Raw genomic sequence first — 13662 nt, 5'->3', positions numbered from 1 at the left:
CTTCTATCCTAATACCTGACCACCATGCGTATACCTGCGATCCTGTTTTTAGCTTTGAGCATGGCAGCCTGCAACAACTCCCCGGACCAGTCGCAGGCCAACCAAACGGATCATACGCATCTCCTAGAGAAAGACACCAGCCTGGTGCAGGCACCCGACTCAGCCACATTGCCTCCTGACGACGAGTTGCAGCACTATACTCCCGACACGACAGACCTGAGCCCGGAACCCAGCACGGCCGCCAAGATCATGATCGAAGGGCGCTTCCATAAGCATGAGGTATGGCAGGGCGTGGAGCAAAAGCCCTGGATGGCGCTCGTGCAGGACGACAGCATTTTCAGGCTACAACCCAGCGGTTTGCAAGTCACCAGCTTTTTCGATCCGGTCTACGACAAAGGCCGCCAGGTGCGCTCGGGTCGTGAAGTGCGCGGCGAGCACCCGAATACCCTTTTCTTCGTGACAGGTACAGCCAAACTACAGGAAAGTGCCGTCGACACTGTAGGATATCCAAACCAGGTGATCCTCCCAAACACTTCCATTGACCTCAGGTATAAAGGCAAGACCTATACCCTGGTTGCCACGGGCGACAGTATACAACAAGAGGGCTCTGAATCTTACTCTGTCCAGAACTACAAGTGGACGGTGACGGGCACCAAAAACGGGCGCAGGATCACACAGGAACTGGCTTCTGACGAGAACTTTGAAAGCGCCATTTACGTGCTCCTCTGGGTCGGCGACCTCGACCGCGATGGTATACCGGATTTACTGGCCGATCTGTCCAACCACTTCAACACCTCCAAAGTCACGCTCTTCCTATCTTCGCTGGCCGAAAAAGGCAAGCTTTACAAAAAAGTGGCCGATTTTAGGACAGAAGCCTACCCCGAAATCGCAAGCCCCGAAAGCCTGGCAAAACCATAAATTTGCCCAAGCGTTATATACCTGCGAAAGCAAACGCAAGGTATAGCCGTGAAAAAACACAGAGGCGAACTCGACATCGACGAGGATATTGAACTGGAAAGCGCCAACTGGAAAATCCAGCGGGTAGCCTGGGTCCTGATGGCCCTCGTAGTAATTGCCGCTTTACTGGGATTTACGGGTGATGGTGGCATTGGCAACTTTCAGACCTTAAAGGCCGGTGACAGTGCCGAAGGACTCGAAGTGGAGTATGAACGCTTTTTGAGACGGGGCGCCCCGGCCGAAATCAAAGTGAAACTTAAACCCTCCGCCAGTGATACCCTCACCGACCTGCACCTAAGCAAGGAATTTCACGAGAAGCTTGAAGTTGATAAAGTGGTGCCTGAACCTTCAGAGGTCTATGCCACCGAAAAGGGCATTACCTACCGTTTCGCTTCCGCCAACCAGCCATTTGCTGTCACCTTTTACCTGACGCCTAATGGCATGGGCTCTATGCCACTTCATTTTTCTACTTCCGAAAAGAAGGTTGCTATCACTCAATTTATATACCCCTAAGTCTACGTTATGGAAACCGTTATCAGAGGATTGATCCTGTATGTATTCCTGATGATCATTTTCAGGGTAAGCGGCAAAAGAACCCTGTACGAGGCCACCGTCTTCGACTTTGTGCTCTTACTGATCATTGCCGAAACGGCGGAGCAGGCACTTGTTGGCGAAGACCAGTCCATGACCAACAGCTTTGTGCTGATCGTCACCCTTTTGCTGGCCGACATCAGTCTCTCGCTTCTCAAGCAGAAATTCAATTACTTTGGCAAGGTGCTGGACGGGGTGCCGGTCATTATTCTGGACGATGGTAAGTTGCTGCACGACCGGCTGAAGAAAGTGCGGGTAGACGAGGCGGATATTATGGAATCAGCCCGGGCGCTGCAAGGGCTACAGCGGCTCGATCAGATCAAGTACGCTATTCTGGAAAAAGACGGCAAAATCACCATCATACCGAAAGAACAGGAACAAAAGGAAATAGAAAAGGTATAGCTTTTTCAGGCTATACCTTGAGACTCTATCCAATAAAGTCAATGCTTAATTGTCGGTCAGCACGTTTTTAGACTCCACTTCTTTTTTGATATTTGCGAGTCCGTCCTCAAACTCCTCTCCCACAGTACTGTCGATCAGCAGTCCAGAAAATTTACGGATGGGATTGTCACCCATATACTTTTCCAAATGCCACGTGAGTTTGGTACCCTCTTCAGTTTCTTCAAGCGTAAAGGTGCTGTGCGCCTTGTCTTCTTTCTCAAACTCCAGGTCAGTGACTAGTTTTTTGGGAGGCTCAGCCGACACAATCGTGACGGTGCTCTGCCCCATGCTGCGCCGCTCACTCGTCCAATGAAGACTGGACCCCACGGAAGGACCCGCATAGCTCAGCATTTTGCTTGTCCTGTTATGGTCGCCCGGAAGCCAATTTGGCCAGTTGCGTAGATCGATCAGCTGCTCGTAAGTTGCTTCAGGCGAAGCATTGATGATGATATCGCGCTGGATGTGAATTTGGCGCGGCAGGCTAATGGATATGATACCCAGTATTGCAACCAGGGTAACGATACCTAATAGAAATGATCTGAGTATGCTCATGGATATATGCCCGAATCGTAAAATTTTATCAAATGAAAATAAATTAATCCAATTTTAAAGATTCCACACAAAATTGAAAAAAACCACAGCTGTTGTGCTGTGGCCTTTCTCAGATGGAAATTCAATACTAATGTATAGTCACTTATACGTAGGTGTTAAAAAAAGTATACAATAGTGTATTCTCATTTTTTCAAGTCACTTCTCTAGTACCGGCCACTCTGGTCGCGGGAGCCATAGTGGTCGTCGCCAAAATCACGAAACTCATCGGCATTTCCGTAAGATGCGTCGTGTCGGAATCCGTGGTTACCCCGGCTGTCGAAGTCGCGGTACAGGTCGCCCTCCTCGGGGTTGTCGTAGTTCGGATTGTACCCGGTGCTGTAGCGGTAGCGGGTCCGCTCAAAACTGTCAGGGTTGTAGAACTGCGGATTGCCGCGGCTTACTCTTCCCAGGTCGTTTTCGGAACCATGCGGCAATCCATACTCTTCATGCCGCGGCACACCACTATAATTATTGGTGTCATAAGTTGTATTGTAATAGTCCTCCATATCGCCGCGGTAGTTACCTTCGCGCATGCGTGGTTCTTCGTATCTTGCACGGTACTGTTGCCCGGCGCCTTCGTCTTCTGGTCGTCTTCTTTCCCAGTTTTGGCGCTCGTTGCGGTAGTATTGTTGGCGCGGATGCTCCTGTTCGTACTGGCGATTAAAGTCGTCGTAATGCTGATCTCTGTAATCTCTCATCGTTTTATACTTTAAAATGACAGCCGCAGAAGATCACTCTCCTGCGGCTGTGTGGTTTTACATATTAATGTCTGTTGTGTCGGTCCTCTGAGCGGCGCTTCGGACGGTTCTCCTGTCCCCAGCGGCTGAGGTTGCTGTAGTGACTGTCTTCGCCAAAATGATCGCGACCTTCGGTGTGGTTACGGCCGGCAAAGCCCCCGCTGTAGTCATTGTCGTAGGCCGGGTTGTTCATCTCGTAGCGGCGGTAAGATTCGTAGTCCCCCATGGAAGAGTGCCCCTGGAAACTTTCTGAACCTCTTCTCCTACTTCCTACATCATGTCCGAAGGACTCATCATACTGGCCAGAGCGTGTCCACGAGTTGCCCGGACGACGCAGGTCATCATAGTCCCGGTTGCTATAGTCGGCCAGCGGGTCGTAGTGGCGGTCTGAGTTGTGGTCGTCGTTCGGCACATAGCTCATGCCATAGGGGTTGTCATTTCTTCTGCGTCTGTTCGAAGCATAATCCTCGCCGCTGTACTGTGCCCCGCCTGGCTGAAAGCGCCCCTGCCGGGAGCCGTACTCGTGGTCTATGTTGGTGTTGAAGGATCTGGTGTCATAGTAATCGTCTTCCTGCGCACCGTAACCGCTGTTGAAGCGCGAGTCCACGGTGTAATTGCCGCGGTCTGAGTTTTCACCATGGTGGTGGCTGTGCGCCCAGCGTGGCTCCACATTACGATTTTCACGGTTTTCTTCTCTGTTGTTTCTCATAGCGTTGTGGTTTATTTTTTACATAATCTAGCTACTGTTTACGGGCATGCCCCCGCTTTGGGTTAAAGGCGAGTGCTAAACTCCCAACCGGTTTGTGCGTTTATAGAGGATGTACCAATCAAGATAAAACTATGGACAGATATAATAACTGGCAGGATCGACGCGATGATCGCAGTCGCGACAACCGTCGTCCGGACGAATCGCAGTACAGGGGCGCCTACCGTTTAGATGAAGACAGTCACTACACCACCTACAACCGCTCCCGCCACGGCGACTTGGGAGAGAGAGACCATAACAACGATAACCAGGGAGGTGATTATGTGTACCGCCGCAGCCGCAACCTGCAAGACAACGACGACTATACCGATCGCCAGTACCAGCAAAGCTATCGCGGTGACAGCTCACGCCAAAGTGATTACAGCGACTTCGGTGGCCGCTATGGCGGTAGCGCAGGTATGCGCGACAGCCGTTCAGGCTACAATGACCGCAGCGGAAGTTCTCGTGGTGGCAGTCAGCAGTACGGTGACCTGTACAGCCGCCGTACTTCGGGCAACTTCGACGGAGACTACCGTCCCGACAACTACCCGCAGCGCCGCGGTGAGAACTATGGCAACATGGCCGGCTCACTCAGCTTTGGCTACGACGGCGATCGTAACTCCGACCCGGACTACAACCGTCGCTACAATCCATTGACCGGCGAATTGCGCCAACGCCACAGCGACTACGAGCAGCGCCAGCCGCGCCGCTACGGTCCGCCGGACCGCACCGCCTCCAACCCGGATTATGACCGCTACTAAGGTATAGTTAGAACCCTGGGGGCAAATCAGAGTAAAACGTAAGACAACTAAAACAGATTGAAGATGAACGCAGATAAGAATAAAGACCAGAACAAAGAGCAAAACAAAAGCAATATAAACGAGGGCAACAAAGTGCCAAACATCCATCCGACCGCCAAGAAGGATCCGTCAGAGCAGATAGCACGCTCAGAGGAAAGTGATCAGGCGGGCCGCAGCACGGGCAACGAGCCACGCACCGGCGGTCGCCAGGGCGGTAAAAGTGTGGAAGACGGTGGACAGGATGTCGGCAGTAGCGCCGGAAGCCGCTAACGTTTAACTAGATTTGTGAAGAGGAAGGCTGGGGATCACCCAGCCTTCTTTTTTTTATGACTGCCCTTATTTTGTATCTTTGGCTATACCTGTCACGCCACAGTCAGGTATAATGAGGTATAGCGAGCAGTTCTGCACAGGCTTTCAATGGAGAAGATCACAGCACAGGAACACTTAGTTATCATCGGCAACGGCATTGCAGGCGTTACCCTGGCGCAGCGTGTACGGCAACAGAGCGACTGTCGCATTACGATGGTGTCGGCTGAGTCGCGGCTGCACTTTTCCCGCACCGCCCTGATGTACGTGTACATGGGGCACATGCGCTTTCAGGATATCGTGCCCTATGCCGACTGGTACTGGCAGGAACAGAAGATAGAGTTGGTGCACGACTATGTGAAACGGGTGGAAACGAGCGACAAAAAGCTGGTGCTACGCGAAGGCCCTCACCTGCACTACGACAAACTGGTGCTCGCCACCGGCTCCAGCGCCGCTTATTACGACTGGCCCGGTCAGACGCTGAAAGGCGTTCAAGGCCTTGTCTCGCTGCAGGACCTGGAACTGATGGAAGCCAACACGGCAGGTATACAACAGGCTGTGATCGTTGGAGGCGGCCTGATCGGTGTGGAAATGGCCGAGATGCTCCGTAGCCGTGGCATTACCGTGACCATGCTGATCCGGGACAAACTGTACTGGCACAATGTACTACCCCAGGAAGAGGCCCAGCTTGTGACCGATCACATCCAACAGCACGGCATCGAGCTGTTGCTGCAGGAAGAACTGCAGGAAGTTCTGGCTGACGCATCAGGAAGGGCACGCGCTATCCGGACGCGCAGCGGCAAGGAAATCCCCTGTCAGTTTGTAGGCATTACCACCGGCGTGAAGCCGAACATAGAATTTCTTAAAGGCGCAGGTTTAGACATTGACCGGGGTATACTCGTAAACGAGATCTTTGAAACCAGCCAGCCCGATGTGTACGCCCTCAGTGACTGCGCCCAGTTCCGAAACCCCGCTCCGGGTCAACCAATGATGGAGCAACTCTGGTATACCGGTCGGCTGCACGCCGAGGCCTTGGCCTCCACCCTGCTCGGCGATCGTACCCCATACCAGCGGGGTCCCTGGTTTAACTCGGCTAAGTTCTTCGACATCGAATATCAGACCTATGGCACTGTTCCCGCGCAATTCACAGAACAGCACGAATCGCTGTACTGGCAGAACGCAGAGGCTACCAAAGCCATTCGCCTGTTATATGACAAGGGGACGGAGAAGCTGTTAGGTATAAACCTGTTGGGTGTGCGCTACCGTCACGACCTGTGTCACCATTGGCTGCAGCAGGGCTATACCTTGCACGAGGTCATACAAGAGCTGCCGGCCGTCAACTTCGATCCGGAATTTTTTCAGCGCTACGAAGAAGAGCTCATGCGCCAGTACTATACCCGTTTTCCTGACCGACAACCACCCATGAAAAACAGTACTTGGTGGGAGTTGCGCAAGCGTTTCGGCCTGTTTTCTGATTCTATTTCCTGTTAATTACTGGTCCTACCAATGCAGACTGCCACCATCACTAATACTACCGTCACATCTCCCGCCACTTCGCAAAATGTTCTGAAGATGGCAGGTCTGCTAGTTATCAGCATTGGCCTGCTGGGTATACTCGTGGCTGCTGTAGGCGCTAACTACATTTCCCCTGTTCTCACCGGTCTTGGCGGTACAATAGTCTTTACAATCGGCGCCTTGCTCTACATCTGGCAAAGCCGTCGATACAAATCAACTGCCGAGCAAAATCATGGGCTCTGGCAACAGGATGCCACCTCCCGAGGGGCTTCGGCGTGGGTCATCGGTTTTGTACTTACGGGTTTTTATGTGCTGCTCTACTGGTTTCCGGATACTTTGCAAGGTTTGATAAAAGCTACGGAGCCCCTGAGCCAATGGCTGCGCAACCGTCCCAGTGACCAGTGGTTTCTGTATGGCACTTTCTATACCCTTGCCATTCTGATCATGGGTGTCTACGCGCTGCTCAAGTACCGCAATAGCCGCTACCACATCATTCGCACCATCTCGGTCATGTTTTTCCAGCTGGGATTTGCCTTTCTGTTGCCGGGCCTGCTGCTTATGCTCAACCAACCGGAATACTACTTCAGCTATTTCTGGCCACTCAAATACGATTATCTCTTTCCGGGCACCGTGGATTATTTGGTGCGCGATGGCGCTGCTTTGGGCGTATTCATGGTGTTCTGGGGAGCTGTTTTCTCCTTTCTGGCAACACCGGTGCTCACTTATTTCTACGGCAAGCGTTGGTACTGTTCCTGGGTGTGCGGCTGTGGCGGACTGGCCGAAACAGCCGGCGACCCTTACCGACACCTGTCCGATAAAAGCCGCAAAGCCTGGCGCTGGGAAGTGGCCATCATCTACCCGATCCTTGGTTTTGTTATTCTTACCACACTTTTTCTGTGGATCAACTCCTGGAGCGAAGGACGGTTACTGGGCGATTTGTCAGGCGGCTTTGCCAGCACGTATGGGTTCTTTATTGGGGCGATGTTTTCCGGCGTGGTCGGGGTCGGCTTTTACCCGCTGATGGGTAACCGGGTTTGGTGCCGTTTTGGCTGCCCGATGGCCGCCTACCTGGGCTTGCTGCAAAAGCATTTCTCCCGCTTCCGCATCAGCACCAATGGCGGACAGTGCATCTCCTGCGGCAACTGCTCTACTTATTGCGAAATGGGCATCGACGTGCGCTGGTATGCGCAACAGGGTGAGCCGATTATACGGGCTTCGTGCGTGGGCTGTGGTATCTGCGCGCACGTTTGTCCACGTGGTGTGCTGAAGCTGGAAAATGGTCCGCAGGAAGGTCGTTATGCAGGTTCTCCGCTGATCAAGCGTGACGAGTTGCGCATTTTGAGTTAGCCTTTATAAGCACGTTCACGACACATTCTATTTTTTCGCCATACTGAAAAGGATATTTGGTAGCAAATAGCAGTAGACCTAACGCCCGGGGTAGGTACCTGCTTGCATTCGAAATGGGAAACAGTAATTCTTTCTTAACTAGCGGATCCTCTGATCTTGGTTGTTTTGTAGATGGAGCCAGTAGTGGCTCGTAGTGGCATGTTTCAATAAAGCCTAAACGCATCGCGGGCACCTGCTTTTGACAAGTGCCCGCGATGCGTTTAAGATAACAGGCTAACCGAAGCTATACCTGTAGGGACTACTGCAATTCTTCCTGCTCCATATATTCCCACATGGCATCTTCGCTGGCGCCGATTTTAGCCGCATAAAGCAGCATGGTGGTGTAAACGGCAATCAACAAAAAGCTAAGTGGGATAGAGAATACAAAAGACACAACCAGCGTCTTAACCGGATCAGGCTTTGTTTTCATTTTGGTAGATGCATACCAGAAGAAACAGATGTTAAAGATGCCGGCAAGCGCAATAAAATTGATGATATCTAACATTGGCTAAAAGTTAAATGTTGGTTTTGATTCTTCCCAAGAAGTGTAGCATTTAGGTTATAAAGCCGAAAAGTACACACTTTAGTTCAAATCAGGTCTTGTGTTTTTATAGTCAGGAATGAATTGGTTATGCGTTTATCCTTAAACAGCATAGTGCAATTTAGGTGACATTAACTTAAATCACAATAATTGTTGTAAAAAATTTTAACAATATATTAACACTATCCCAAAATGCCCTTTATCAGGCCTAAACACAGCCTTTTGGATTCACAACATATTCAGCCTTAATCGCTTAACTCTCAAAAGCATTTAACACGCTTGCGTCTTTTCCCGAAAAAAGACAAGCACATGCAGCGTATTTGATCAATCTATTTTATTCTCACATCCTTCAGCCCTATGCGGCCATAAAACACTGGAAAATATATCAGCTCTGCCTTGGCAGGATTAAGTGTATACACCCCGATGTACCGCGGCAGAGGTTGAATAGAATAGGTATGCTTGCCTTTGGGCAAACGGTCTGCGAAAATGGCGACTTTGTGACGGAAATATTCCCGGTATACCTCGTAAGGCCCCCTACTTGGTTTATGGTAGCACTTTGTTGTTGGTCCTGAAATAAGCGAATATGAATTTGTCACTAAACAACTAAAATACTTCAAGAAACACATTGCATTAACACTATAAAAAGCGTATTACTTTATAAGCCTCTCAAACAATACATTCCCTAAAATAACTCACATTTAAGTCACTAACTAAAATTATTGAAAACTAAATAACTATATACCAATTACCCCGTACTTTAAAAATACAATATTTAAGCACCAAAATATTTTTGATTTTATAGTATTTAATAAAGGTCTCCCCTGCTACTTAAGCACCTGCCTTTATATGTTAAATCTTTTTTAGGGACGTCGCCATGGAAATTACCAACCACACCTCGCACCAGAATCGCCATATCTTTTTTGTAAAAGGACTTGTAAAGCAGCAAGCGCTCGATAAAATCCGCCAGGCAATTACTGAGGCGCCAACTGATCATAAGAAAGAGCTTTGGATCGATTGCTCGCACGTAGACCGCCTCCACCTGACCAATAGCAGTATCTGTTCTTTTGTGAGCGAACTGCTCAAGATCCGAAAACAAGACGTAAAGGTCGTATTATGTGACATGAATGCCACTACCGAACGCCTGTTCCGTCTCCTCCGCCTCGATTCACTATTCGAAAAAGCAAGGTCTTTTGAGGAAGCAGAAAAAGAAAAAAATCCACAACTAGCTGCCTAAGCTCTTTTGAACCCCAATAACAAATAAAAAGAGCGCCTCTGTGTTTTTGCAGAGGCGCTCTTTCTTCTTAGACGCTACACCTATACCTGCTACAGGCTCATAGTGAGGATCTGCTCTACATCCGGCACCTGAATGTCGGCCCGTTCGCCCAGATTCTTCACGCCGCGCTCCTCAAAGCGTTTTACAATCTCCTGGATGGTCGACTTGTCTACATCGTAGTCCTTCAGCTTGGTGCGGATATCCAGCGACTCAAAGAAATCGACAGTGGCCTGCACGGTTGCTTCGATGCGCTCTTCGTCACTGCCCTGCGCAATGCCCCATACCCGCTCACCGTACTGCAGCAGCTTTTCACGCTTGGTGTCGCGCTTGTAGCGCAGCAGCGATGGCAGCACAATGGCCAGGGTACGCGCATGGTCGATGCCATGCAGGGCGGTCAGCTCGTGGCCGATCATGTGGGTGGCCCAGTCGGTCGGAACCCCTACCCGGATCACACCGTTCAGTGCCATGGTGGCGCACCACATGATATTGGCAGCCGTGTCGTAGTCGGTCGGGTTTTGCAGCGCCTTGGGGCCTTCCTCTTTCAGCGTGATCAGAATGGATTCGGCCAGACGGTCCTGCAGCGGCGCATTGACCGGATAGGTCAGGTACTGCTCGAGCACGTGCGCAAAGGCATCCACGATGCCATTGCTCAGTTGGCGCAAAGGCAGCGAGAAGGTAGTCTCCGGATCGAGGATGGAAAACTTCGGAAACGTAAGCGGCGAGCCGAAAGACAGTTTCTGTTTGGTTTCCTCCCTCGTGATGACAGAGCCTGAGTTCATCTCAGAACCCGTGGCCGGCAAAGTCAGCACCGCACCGAAAGGGATGGCTTTGGTCACAGGTGCTTTTTCGGAGCAGATTTTCCAGGGGTCGCCGCCTTCGAAAGGGATGGCTGCCGCAATAAACTTAACGCCGTCGATAACAGAGCCGCCACCTACGGCCAGAATATAGTCTACTTGCTCTCGTTTCGCCAGGTCTACCGCCCGCATTAGGGTTTCGTAATGCGGATTGGGCTCTATGCCGCCAAACTCCACCACTTTATGGCCTTTCAAGGCGTCCATTACCTGTTCGTATACCCCGTTTTTCTTAATGCTTCCACCACCATAGGCCATCAATATGCGCGCATCAGCTGGCACTTCAGTGGACAGGGCTGCAATCTGCCCTTTCCCGAAAAGAATCTTAACCGGGTTGTAGAAAGTGAAATTGTTCATACTCCGTAAATCTGCTAATTAATTGGTGTTAAAATCTGCCACTTTCACAAGCAGCTTGCCCGTGTTTTCACCTCTGAACAAGCCGAAGAAGGCCTGTGGCAGTTGATCAAAGCCTTCTACAATATGCTCTTCGTACTGCAATTTACCAGCTTTTAGCCAGCTTACCATTTCGGTGGCCGCTTCCGGGAAGCGGGCGGCGTAGTCGCTCACGATAAAGCCTTTCATCAAAGCACTCTTTTTGAGAAGGATGGGCTCTACCCGCGGGCCTGTTGGCACCGAGGTGGCATTGTAAAGCGCGATCTGTCCACAAACCGCGATGCGGGCAAATTTGTTTAGCAGGCTATACACAGCATCCGAAATCTCCCCACCCACATTGTCGAAGTAAACGTCCACACCATCAGGGCAAGCAGCTGCCAAAGCCTCCCGCATATTAGAGGTGGTTTTGTAGTTGATGGCCTCGTCGAAGCCAAGTTCGTTTTTGAGATAAGCCGTTTTATCATCAGACCCAGCTATACCTACCACGCGGCAGCCTTTCAGTTTAGCGATTTGGCCGACCACAGTGCCCACCGCACCGGCTGCGCCAGACACGACCACGGTCTCTCCTTCTTTTGGCTCCCCGATATACAGTAGTCCGCAATAGGCCGTCATGCCCGGCATGCCCAGTATACCCAGGTGGTAGCTTAGCGGTCCCAAATCCGGGTCCAACGGACTGAGGCCTTTGCCGTCGGAGATGCTGTAGGTTTGCCAGGGTAGATTACCCAGCACGACGGCACCTCTTTGGTACTTCTCATGGCGGCTTTCCACCACTTCCGCCACCACGCCTCCGGCTATTGGCTCGTTCAGGTTATAGGGCGCCACATAGGATTTGGCATCGCTCATGCGGCCGCGCATGTAAGGGTCAACCGACACGTAAAGCGACTTCAATAGCAGTTGACCTTCCTGCAGGTTGGGAAGTTCTTCTTCTTTAAACTCAAAATTTTCCTCCGAAGGCATGCCCTTCGGACGGCTTTTCAATAGAATGCTCCTTGTTTTCATAGGCTCAGCTTGTTATACCTATTAGTGTATGCAAAACCGGCCCCGGGGGTTGTGGTTTTATAGAAGAGAAGCCATCTACATAAAAAAAGGATGACACTGGCTCAGTTACCAATGTCATCCTTTATAGCGGCGTACTGCCCTTTTCTATCTTTCGATGGCCTTGAACACCATGTGCGTCAGGAACTCTTCCAGTTCACCGCCGCCGTCTTCGTGTATGTTTGTCAGCGACGGCAAATGAAGCGCAAAGAATTTCTGGTAATGTGCGCTCTCGGCTACGGTAGAGACCAGAGAGGCCGGATATTTATAATCTGGATTGATTTCAAGCACGATGTCGGCTATACGTTTGCAAAGGCGCTTGTAGCTTAAGAAGAAACCCTCTTTGTTGTTGGTGTCCACCGCCTTCGTGAGGTAGGCTTTGGCAGACTCAGCCACTACTATGCGCTGCAGGATCACCTCGTCGATGTGCTCGAACTCCAGGTCATTCTCAATACGACCCGCCAGAATGCTGATCGCAATGCGCAGACGGTCCTCAGGCGAATTGATGTTGTTGATGGCAAAGACCAGCCTGTACTCCAGCCAGTTCCAGTACCACGAGATCAGGTATGAGAGCAGCATGTGCTTGCTGTCGAAGTACCTGTATATCGTTGCCTCCGTACTGCCCATACGCTCGGCCAGTTTCTTAAAGGTGAAGGCCTCCAGGCCCAACTCATCAATCAGCAATGTGCCGTTTCTGATAATGTCCCGTCCTTTGTCTGATCCTTCCGGGTCTTTGAGGTACACCTTCTCCTCTACTTTGATCTTAATATTTGCCAGCAAGTTCTTCATGAAGTGCTTCAGTCATATTTTCAACGTCATCATAGAAGTTCACCACGCCCGTTTCCACGTCGTACATCCCTCCTACAATGCCAATCTCGCCTTTTTCTATCATTTCGCGAAGGATTGGGCTGCTTTTCTTTATTTCACCTACTGCCCACACGACGTTGGTTTCAGCGACCATCTCTACGAACTCATTGTTTTTGGAGTTTCTATCGCCGTCGTATTCCACAGCGTTCACGGCAGGCTCTATCTTGTGCAGCAGTGTGCTCAGGTTGCCCATTTCTACATGATCGCAGGCTCCTTTTATGGCACCGCATCTGCTGTGGCCCAACACCACAATTAACTTAGAGCCAGCCACTTTGCAGGCAAACTCCATGCTACCTAGTATGTCTTCGTTCACCACGTTGCCGGCAACGCGGGTGCTGAAAATGTCTCCCAGCCCCTGGTCAAAGATCAGCTCAGCCGATGTACGGGAGTCGATGCAGCTCAACACGATGGCAAACGGAAACTGCCCTTCCGACGTTTCGTTGACCTGCTGCAGCAAGTTGCGGTTTACTTTCAGGTTACTCACAAAGCGCTTGTTGCCTTCCAGCAAAATCTCTTTTGCGCGCTGTGGGGTTAGTTCTGCCTGTGTTTCTTTGTTTTGTGTTCTCATGGGTTTAATTTTTTTGAATCATTGGGTAGTCCTTTCGAGCAGCGTGCTCAACAAAGTTTGGGAGT

17 protein-coding genes are annotated in these 13662 nt (G+C 50.8%); 8 read left to right on the top strand and 9 right to left on the bottom strand.

The annotated features are described in order from the left end of the window. The first annotated feature begins 24 nt into the window (after positions 1-24). The 3 genes from C8E01_RS13240 to C8E01_RS13230 are packed head-to-tail and all read left to right on the top strand — an operon-like array spanning position 25 to position 1950. Positions 25-918: a hypothetical protein gene (locus C8E01_RS13240; protein ID WP_116543926.1), complete on the top strand. Its 894-nt coding sequence runs from the start codon at positions 25-27 to the stop codon at positions 916-918. A gap of 48 nt (positions 919-966) precedes the next feature. Further along, complete coding sequence (locus tag C8E01_RS13235) at positions 967-1470, top strand: hypothetical protein (RefSeq protein WP_116543925.1); 504 nt, start codon at positions 967-969, stop codon at positions 1468-1470. A 9-nt stretch (positions 1471-1479) separates the two neighbouring features. Next, positions 1480-1950 (top strand): DUF421 domain-containing protein, encoded by a 471-nt coding sequence (locus C8E01_RS13230; RefSeq protein WP_116543924.1) that lies wholly within the window; start codon positions 1480-1482, stop codon positions 1948-1950. A 45-nt stretch (positions 1951-1995) separates the two neighbouring features. Here C8E01_RS13230 and C8E01_RS13225 read toward each other — a convergent pair whose 3' ends face one another. The 3 genes from C8E01_RS13225 to C8E01_RS13215 form a co-directional block, all read right to left on the bottom strand. Continuing rightward, positions 1996-2541: an SRPBCC family protein gene (locus C8E01_RS13225; protein ID WP_116543923.1), complete on the bottom strand. Its 546-nt coding sequence runs from the start codon at positions 2539-2541 to the stop codon at positions 1996-1998. A gap of 203 nt (positions 2542-2744) precedes the next feature. Then, positions 2745-3278: a hypothetical protein gene (locus C8E01_RS13220; protein WP_116543922.1), complete on the bottom strand. Its 534-nt coding sequence runs from the start codon at positions 3276-3278 to the stop codon at positions 2745-2747. A gap of 64 nt (positions 3279-3342) precedes the next feature. Continuing rightward, positions 3343-4026 (bottom strand): hypothetical protein, encoded by a 684-nt coding sequence (locus C8E01_RS13215; protein ID WP_116543921.1) that lies wholly within the window; start codon positions 4024-4026, stop codon positions 3343-3345. 131 nt (positions 4027-4157) lie between these two features. On the opposite strand from C8E01_RS13215, the gene C8E01_RS13210 reads away from it, so the two are divergent. The 4 genes from C8E01_RS13210 to C8E01_RS13195 all read left to right on the top strand — a co-directional run bounded on the left by C8E01_RS13210 (position 4158) and on the right by C8E01_RS13195 (position 8030). Continuing rightward, positions 4158-4823: a hypothetical protein gene (locus tag C8E01_RS13210; protein ID WP_116543920.1), complete on the top strand. Its 666-nt coding sequence runs from the start codon at positions 4158-4160 to the stop codon at positions 4821-4823. 63 nt (positions 4824-4886) lie between these two features. Next, positions 4887-5132, top strand: a complete 246-nt coding sequence (locus tag C8E01_RS13205) for a hypothetical protein (protein ID WP_116543919.1) — start codon at positions 4887-4889, stop codon at positions 5130-5132. Between the two features lie 147 nt (positions 5133-5279). After that, complete coding sequence (locus C8E01_RS13200) at positions 5280-6659, top strand: NAD(P)/FAD-dependent oxidoreductase (RefSeq protein ID WP_116543918.1); 1380 nt, start codon at positions 5280-5282, stop codon at positions 6657-6659. Positions 6660-6740: 81 nt separating this feature from the next. Then, on the top strand, positions 6741-8030 hold the full coding sequence (locus tag C8E01_RS13195) for a 4Fe-4S binding protein (RefSeq protein ID WP_243409563.1): 1290 nt from the start codon (positions 6741-6743) through the stop codon (positions 8028-8030). Positions 8031-8328: 298 nt separating this feature from the next. On the opposite strand, the gene C8E01_RS13190 is transcribed toward C8E01_RS13195, so the two are convergent. Continuing rightward, positions 8329-8574: a hypothetical protein gene (locus C8E01_RS13190; RefSeq protein ID WP_007652719.1), complete on the bottom strand. Its 246-nt coding sequence runs from the start codon at positions 8572-8574 to the stop codon at positions 8329-8331. A 365-nt stretch (positions 8575-8939) separates the two neighbouring features. Continuing rightward, positions 8940-9236, bottom strand: a complete 297-nt coding sequence (locus tag C8E01_RS22170; RefSeq protein WP_394342108.1) for an alpha-2-macroglobulin family protein — start codon at positions 9234-9236, stop codon at positions 8940-8942. A gap of 248 nt (positions 9237-9484) precedes the next feature. Between C8E01_RS22170 and C8E01_RS13185 the strand changes: the two genes are divergently transcribed. Then, positions 9485-9844, top strand: a complete 360-nt coding sequence (locus C8E01_RS13185; protein WP_116543916.1) for an STAS domain-containing protein — start codon at positions 9485-9487, stop codon at positions 9842-9844. 89 nt (positions 9845-9933) lie between these two features. Here the strand turns inward: C8E01_RS13185 and C8E01_RS13180 are convergent, their stop codons facing one another. From C8E01_RS13180 to C8E01_RS13165, 4 genes are all read right to left on the bottom strand, one after another. Next, positions 9934-11091 carry an iron-containing alcohol dehydrogenase gene (locus C8E01_RS13180; protein ID WP_116543915.1) on the bottom strand — a complete coding sequence of 386 codons (1158 nt, stop codon included), beginning with the start codon at positions 11089-11091 and terminating at the stop codon, positions 9934-9936. 18 nt (positions 11092-11109) lie between these two features. Next, positions 11110-12126 (bottom strand): NADP-dependent oxidoreductase, encoded by a 1017-nt coding sequence (locus C8E01_RS13175; protein WP_116543914.1) that lies wholly within the window; start codon positions 12124-12126, stop codon positions 11110-11112. 144 nt (positions 12127-12270) lie between these two features. Beyond that, complete coding sequence (locus tag C8E01_RS13170) at positions 12271-12951, bottom strand: TetR/AcrR family transcriptional regulator (protein WP_116543913.1); 681 nt, start codon at positions 12949-12951, stop codon at positions 12271-12273. After that, complete coding sequence (locus C8E01_RS13165; RefSeq protein WP_116543912.1) at positions 12926-13597, bottom strand: carbonic anhydrase family protein; 672 nt, start codon at positions 13595-13597, stop codon at positions 12926-12928. Before C8E01_RS13165 ends, C8E01_RS13170 begins: the two co-directional genes overlap by 26 nt. Positions 13598-13662 lie beyond the last annotated feature (65 nt).

The organism is Pontibacter virosus (assembly GCF_003096355.1).
Classification (GTDB): Bacteria; Bacteroidota; Bacteroidia; order Cytophagales; family Hymenobacteraceae; genus Pontibacter; species Pontibacter virosus.
Note: the sequence above shows the minus strand (reverse complement) of the source record. Positions and strands in the feature narration are given on the sequence as shown.

Bases quoted from the DNA above. Each gene is read 5' to 3' on its own strand.
- C8E01_RS13240 (WP_116543926.1), top strand. From the start codon at position 25: ATGCGTATACCTGCGATCCTGTTTTTAGCTTTGAGCATGGCAGCCTGC.
- C8E01_RS13230 (WP_116543924.1), top strand. From the start codon at position 1,480: ATGGAAACCGTTATCAGAGGATTGATCCTGTATGTATTCCTGATGATC.
- C8E01_RS13225 (WP_116543923.1), bottom strand. From the start codon at position 2,541: ATGAGCATACTCAGATCATTTCTATTAGGTATCGTTACCCTGGTTGCA.
- C8E01_RS13220 (WP_116543922.1), bottom strand. From the start codon at position 3,278: ATGAGAGATTACAGAGATCAGCATTACGACGACTTTAATCGCCAGTAC.
- C8E01_RS13215 (WP_116543921.1), bottom strand. From the start codon at position 4,026: ATGAGAAACAACAGAGAAGAAAACCGTGAAAATCGTAATGTGGAGCCA.
- C8E01_RS13210 (WP_116543920.1), top strand. From the start codon at position 4,158: ATGGACAGATATAATAACTGGCAGGATCGACGCGATGATCGCAGTCGC.
- C8E01_RS13205 (WP_116543919.1), top strand. From the start codon at position 4,887: ATGAACGCAGATAAGAATAAAGACCAGAACAAAGAGCAAAACAAAAGC.
- C8E01_RS13200 (WP_116543918.1), top strand. From the start codon at position 5,280: ATGGAGAAGATCACAGCACAGGAACACTTAGTTATCATCGGCAACGGC.
- C8E01_RS13195 (WP_243409563.1), top strand. From the start codon at position 6,741: ATGGCAGGTCTGCTAGTTATCAGCATTGGCCTGCTGGGTATACTCGTG.
- C8E01_RS13190 (WP_007652719.1), bottom strand. From the start codon at position 8,574: ATGTTAGATATCATCAATTTTATTGCGCTTGCCGGCATCTTTAACATC.
- C8E01_RS22170 (WP_394342108.1), bottom strand. From the start codon at position 9,236: ATGTGTTTCTTGAAGTATTTTAGTTGTTTAGTGACAAATTCATATTCG.
- C8E01_RS13185 (WP_116543916.1), top strand. From the start codon at position 9,485: ATGGAAATTACCAACCACACCTCGCACCAGAATCGCCATATCTTTTTT.
- C8E01_RS13180 (WP_116543915.1), bottom strand. From the start codon at position 11,091: ATGAACAATTTCACTTTCTACAACCCGGTTAAGATTCTTTTCGGGAAA.
- C8E01_RS13175 (WP_116543914.1), bottom strand. From the start codon at position 12,126: ATGAAAACAAGGAGCATTCTATTGAAAAGCCGTCCGAAGGGCATGCCT.
- C8E01_RS13170 (WP_116543913.1), bottom strand. From the start codon at position 12,951: ATGAAGAACTTGCTGGCAAATATTAAGATCAAAGTAGAGGAGAAGGTG.
- C8E01_RS13165 (WP_116543912.1), bottom strand. From the start codon at position 13,597: ATGAGAACACAAAACAAAGAAACACAGGCAGAACTAACCCCACAGCGC.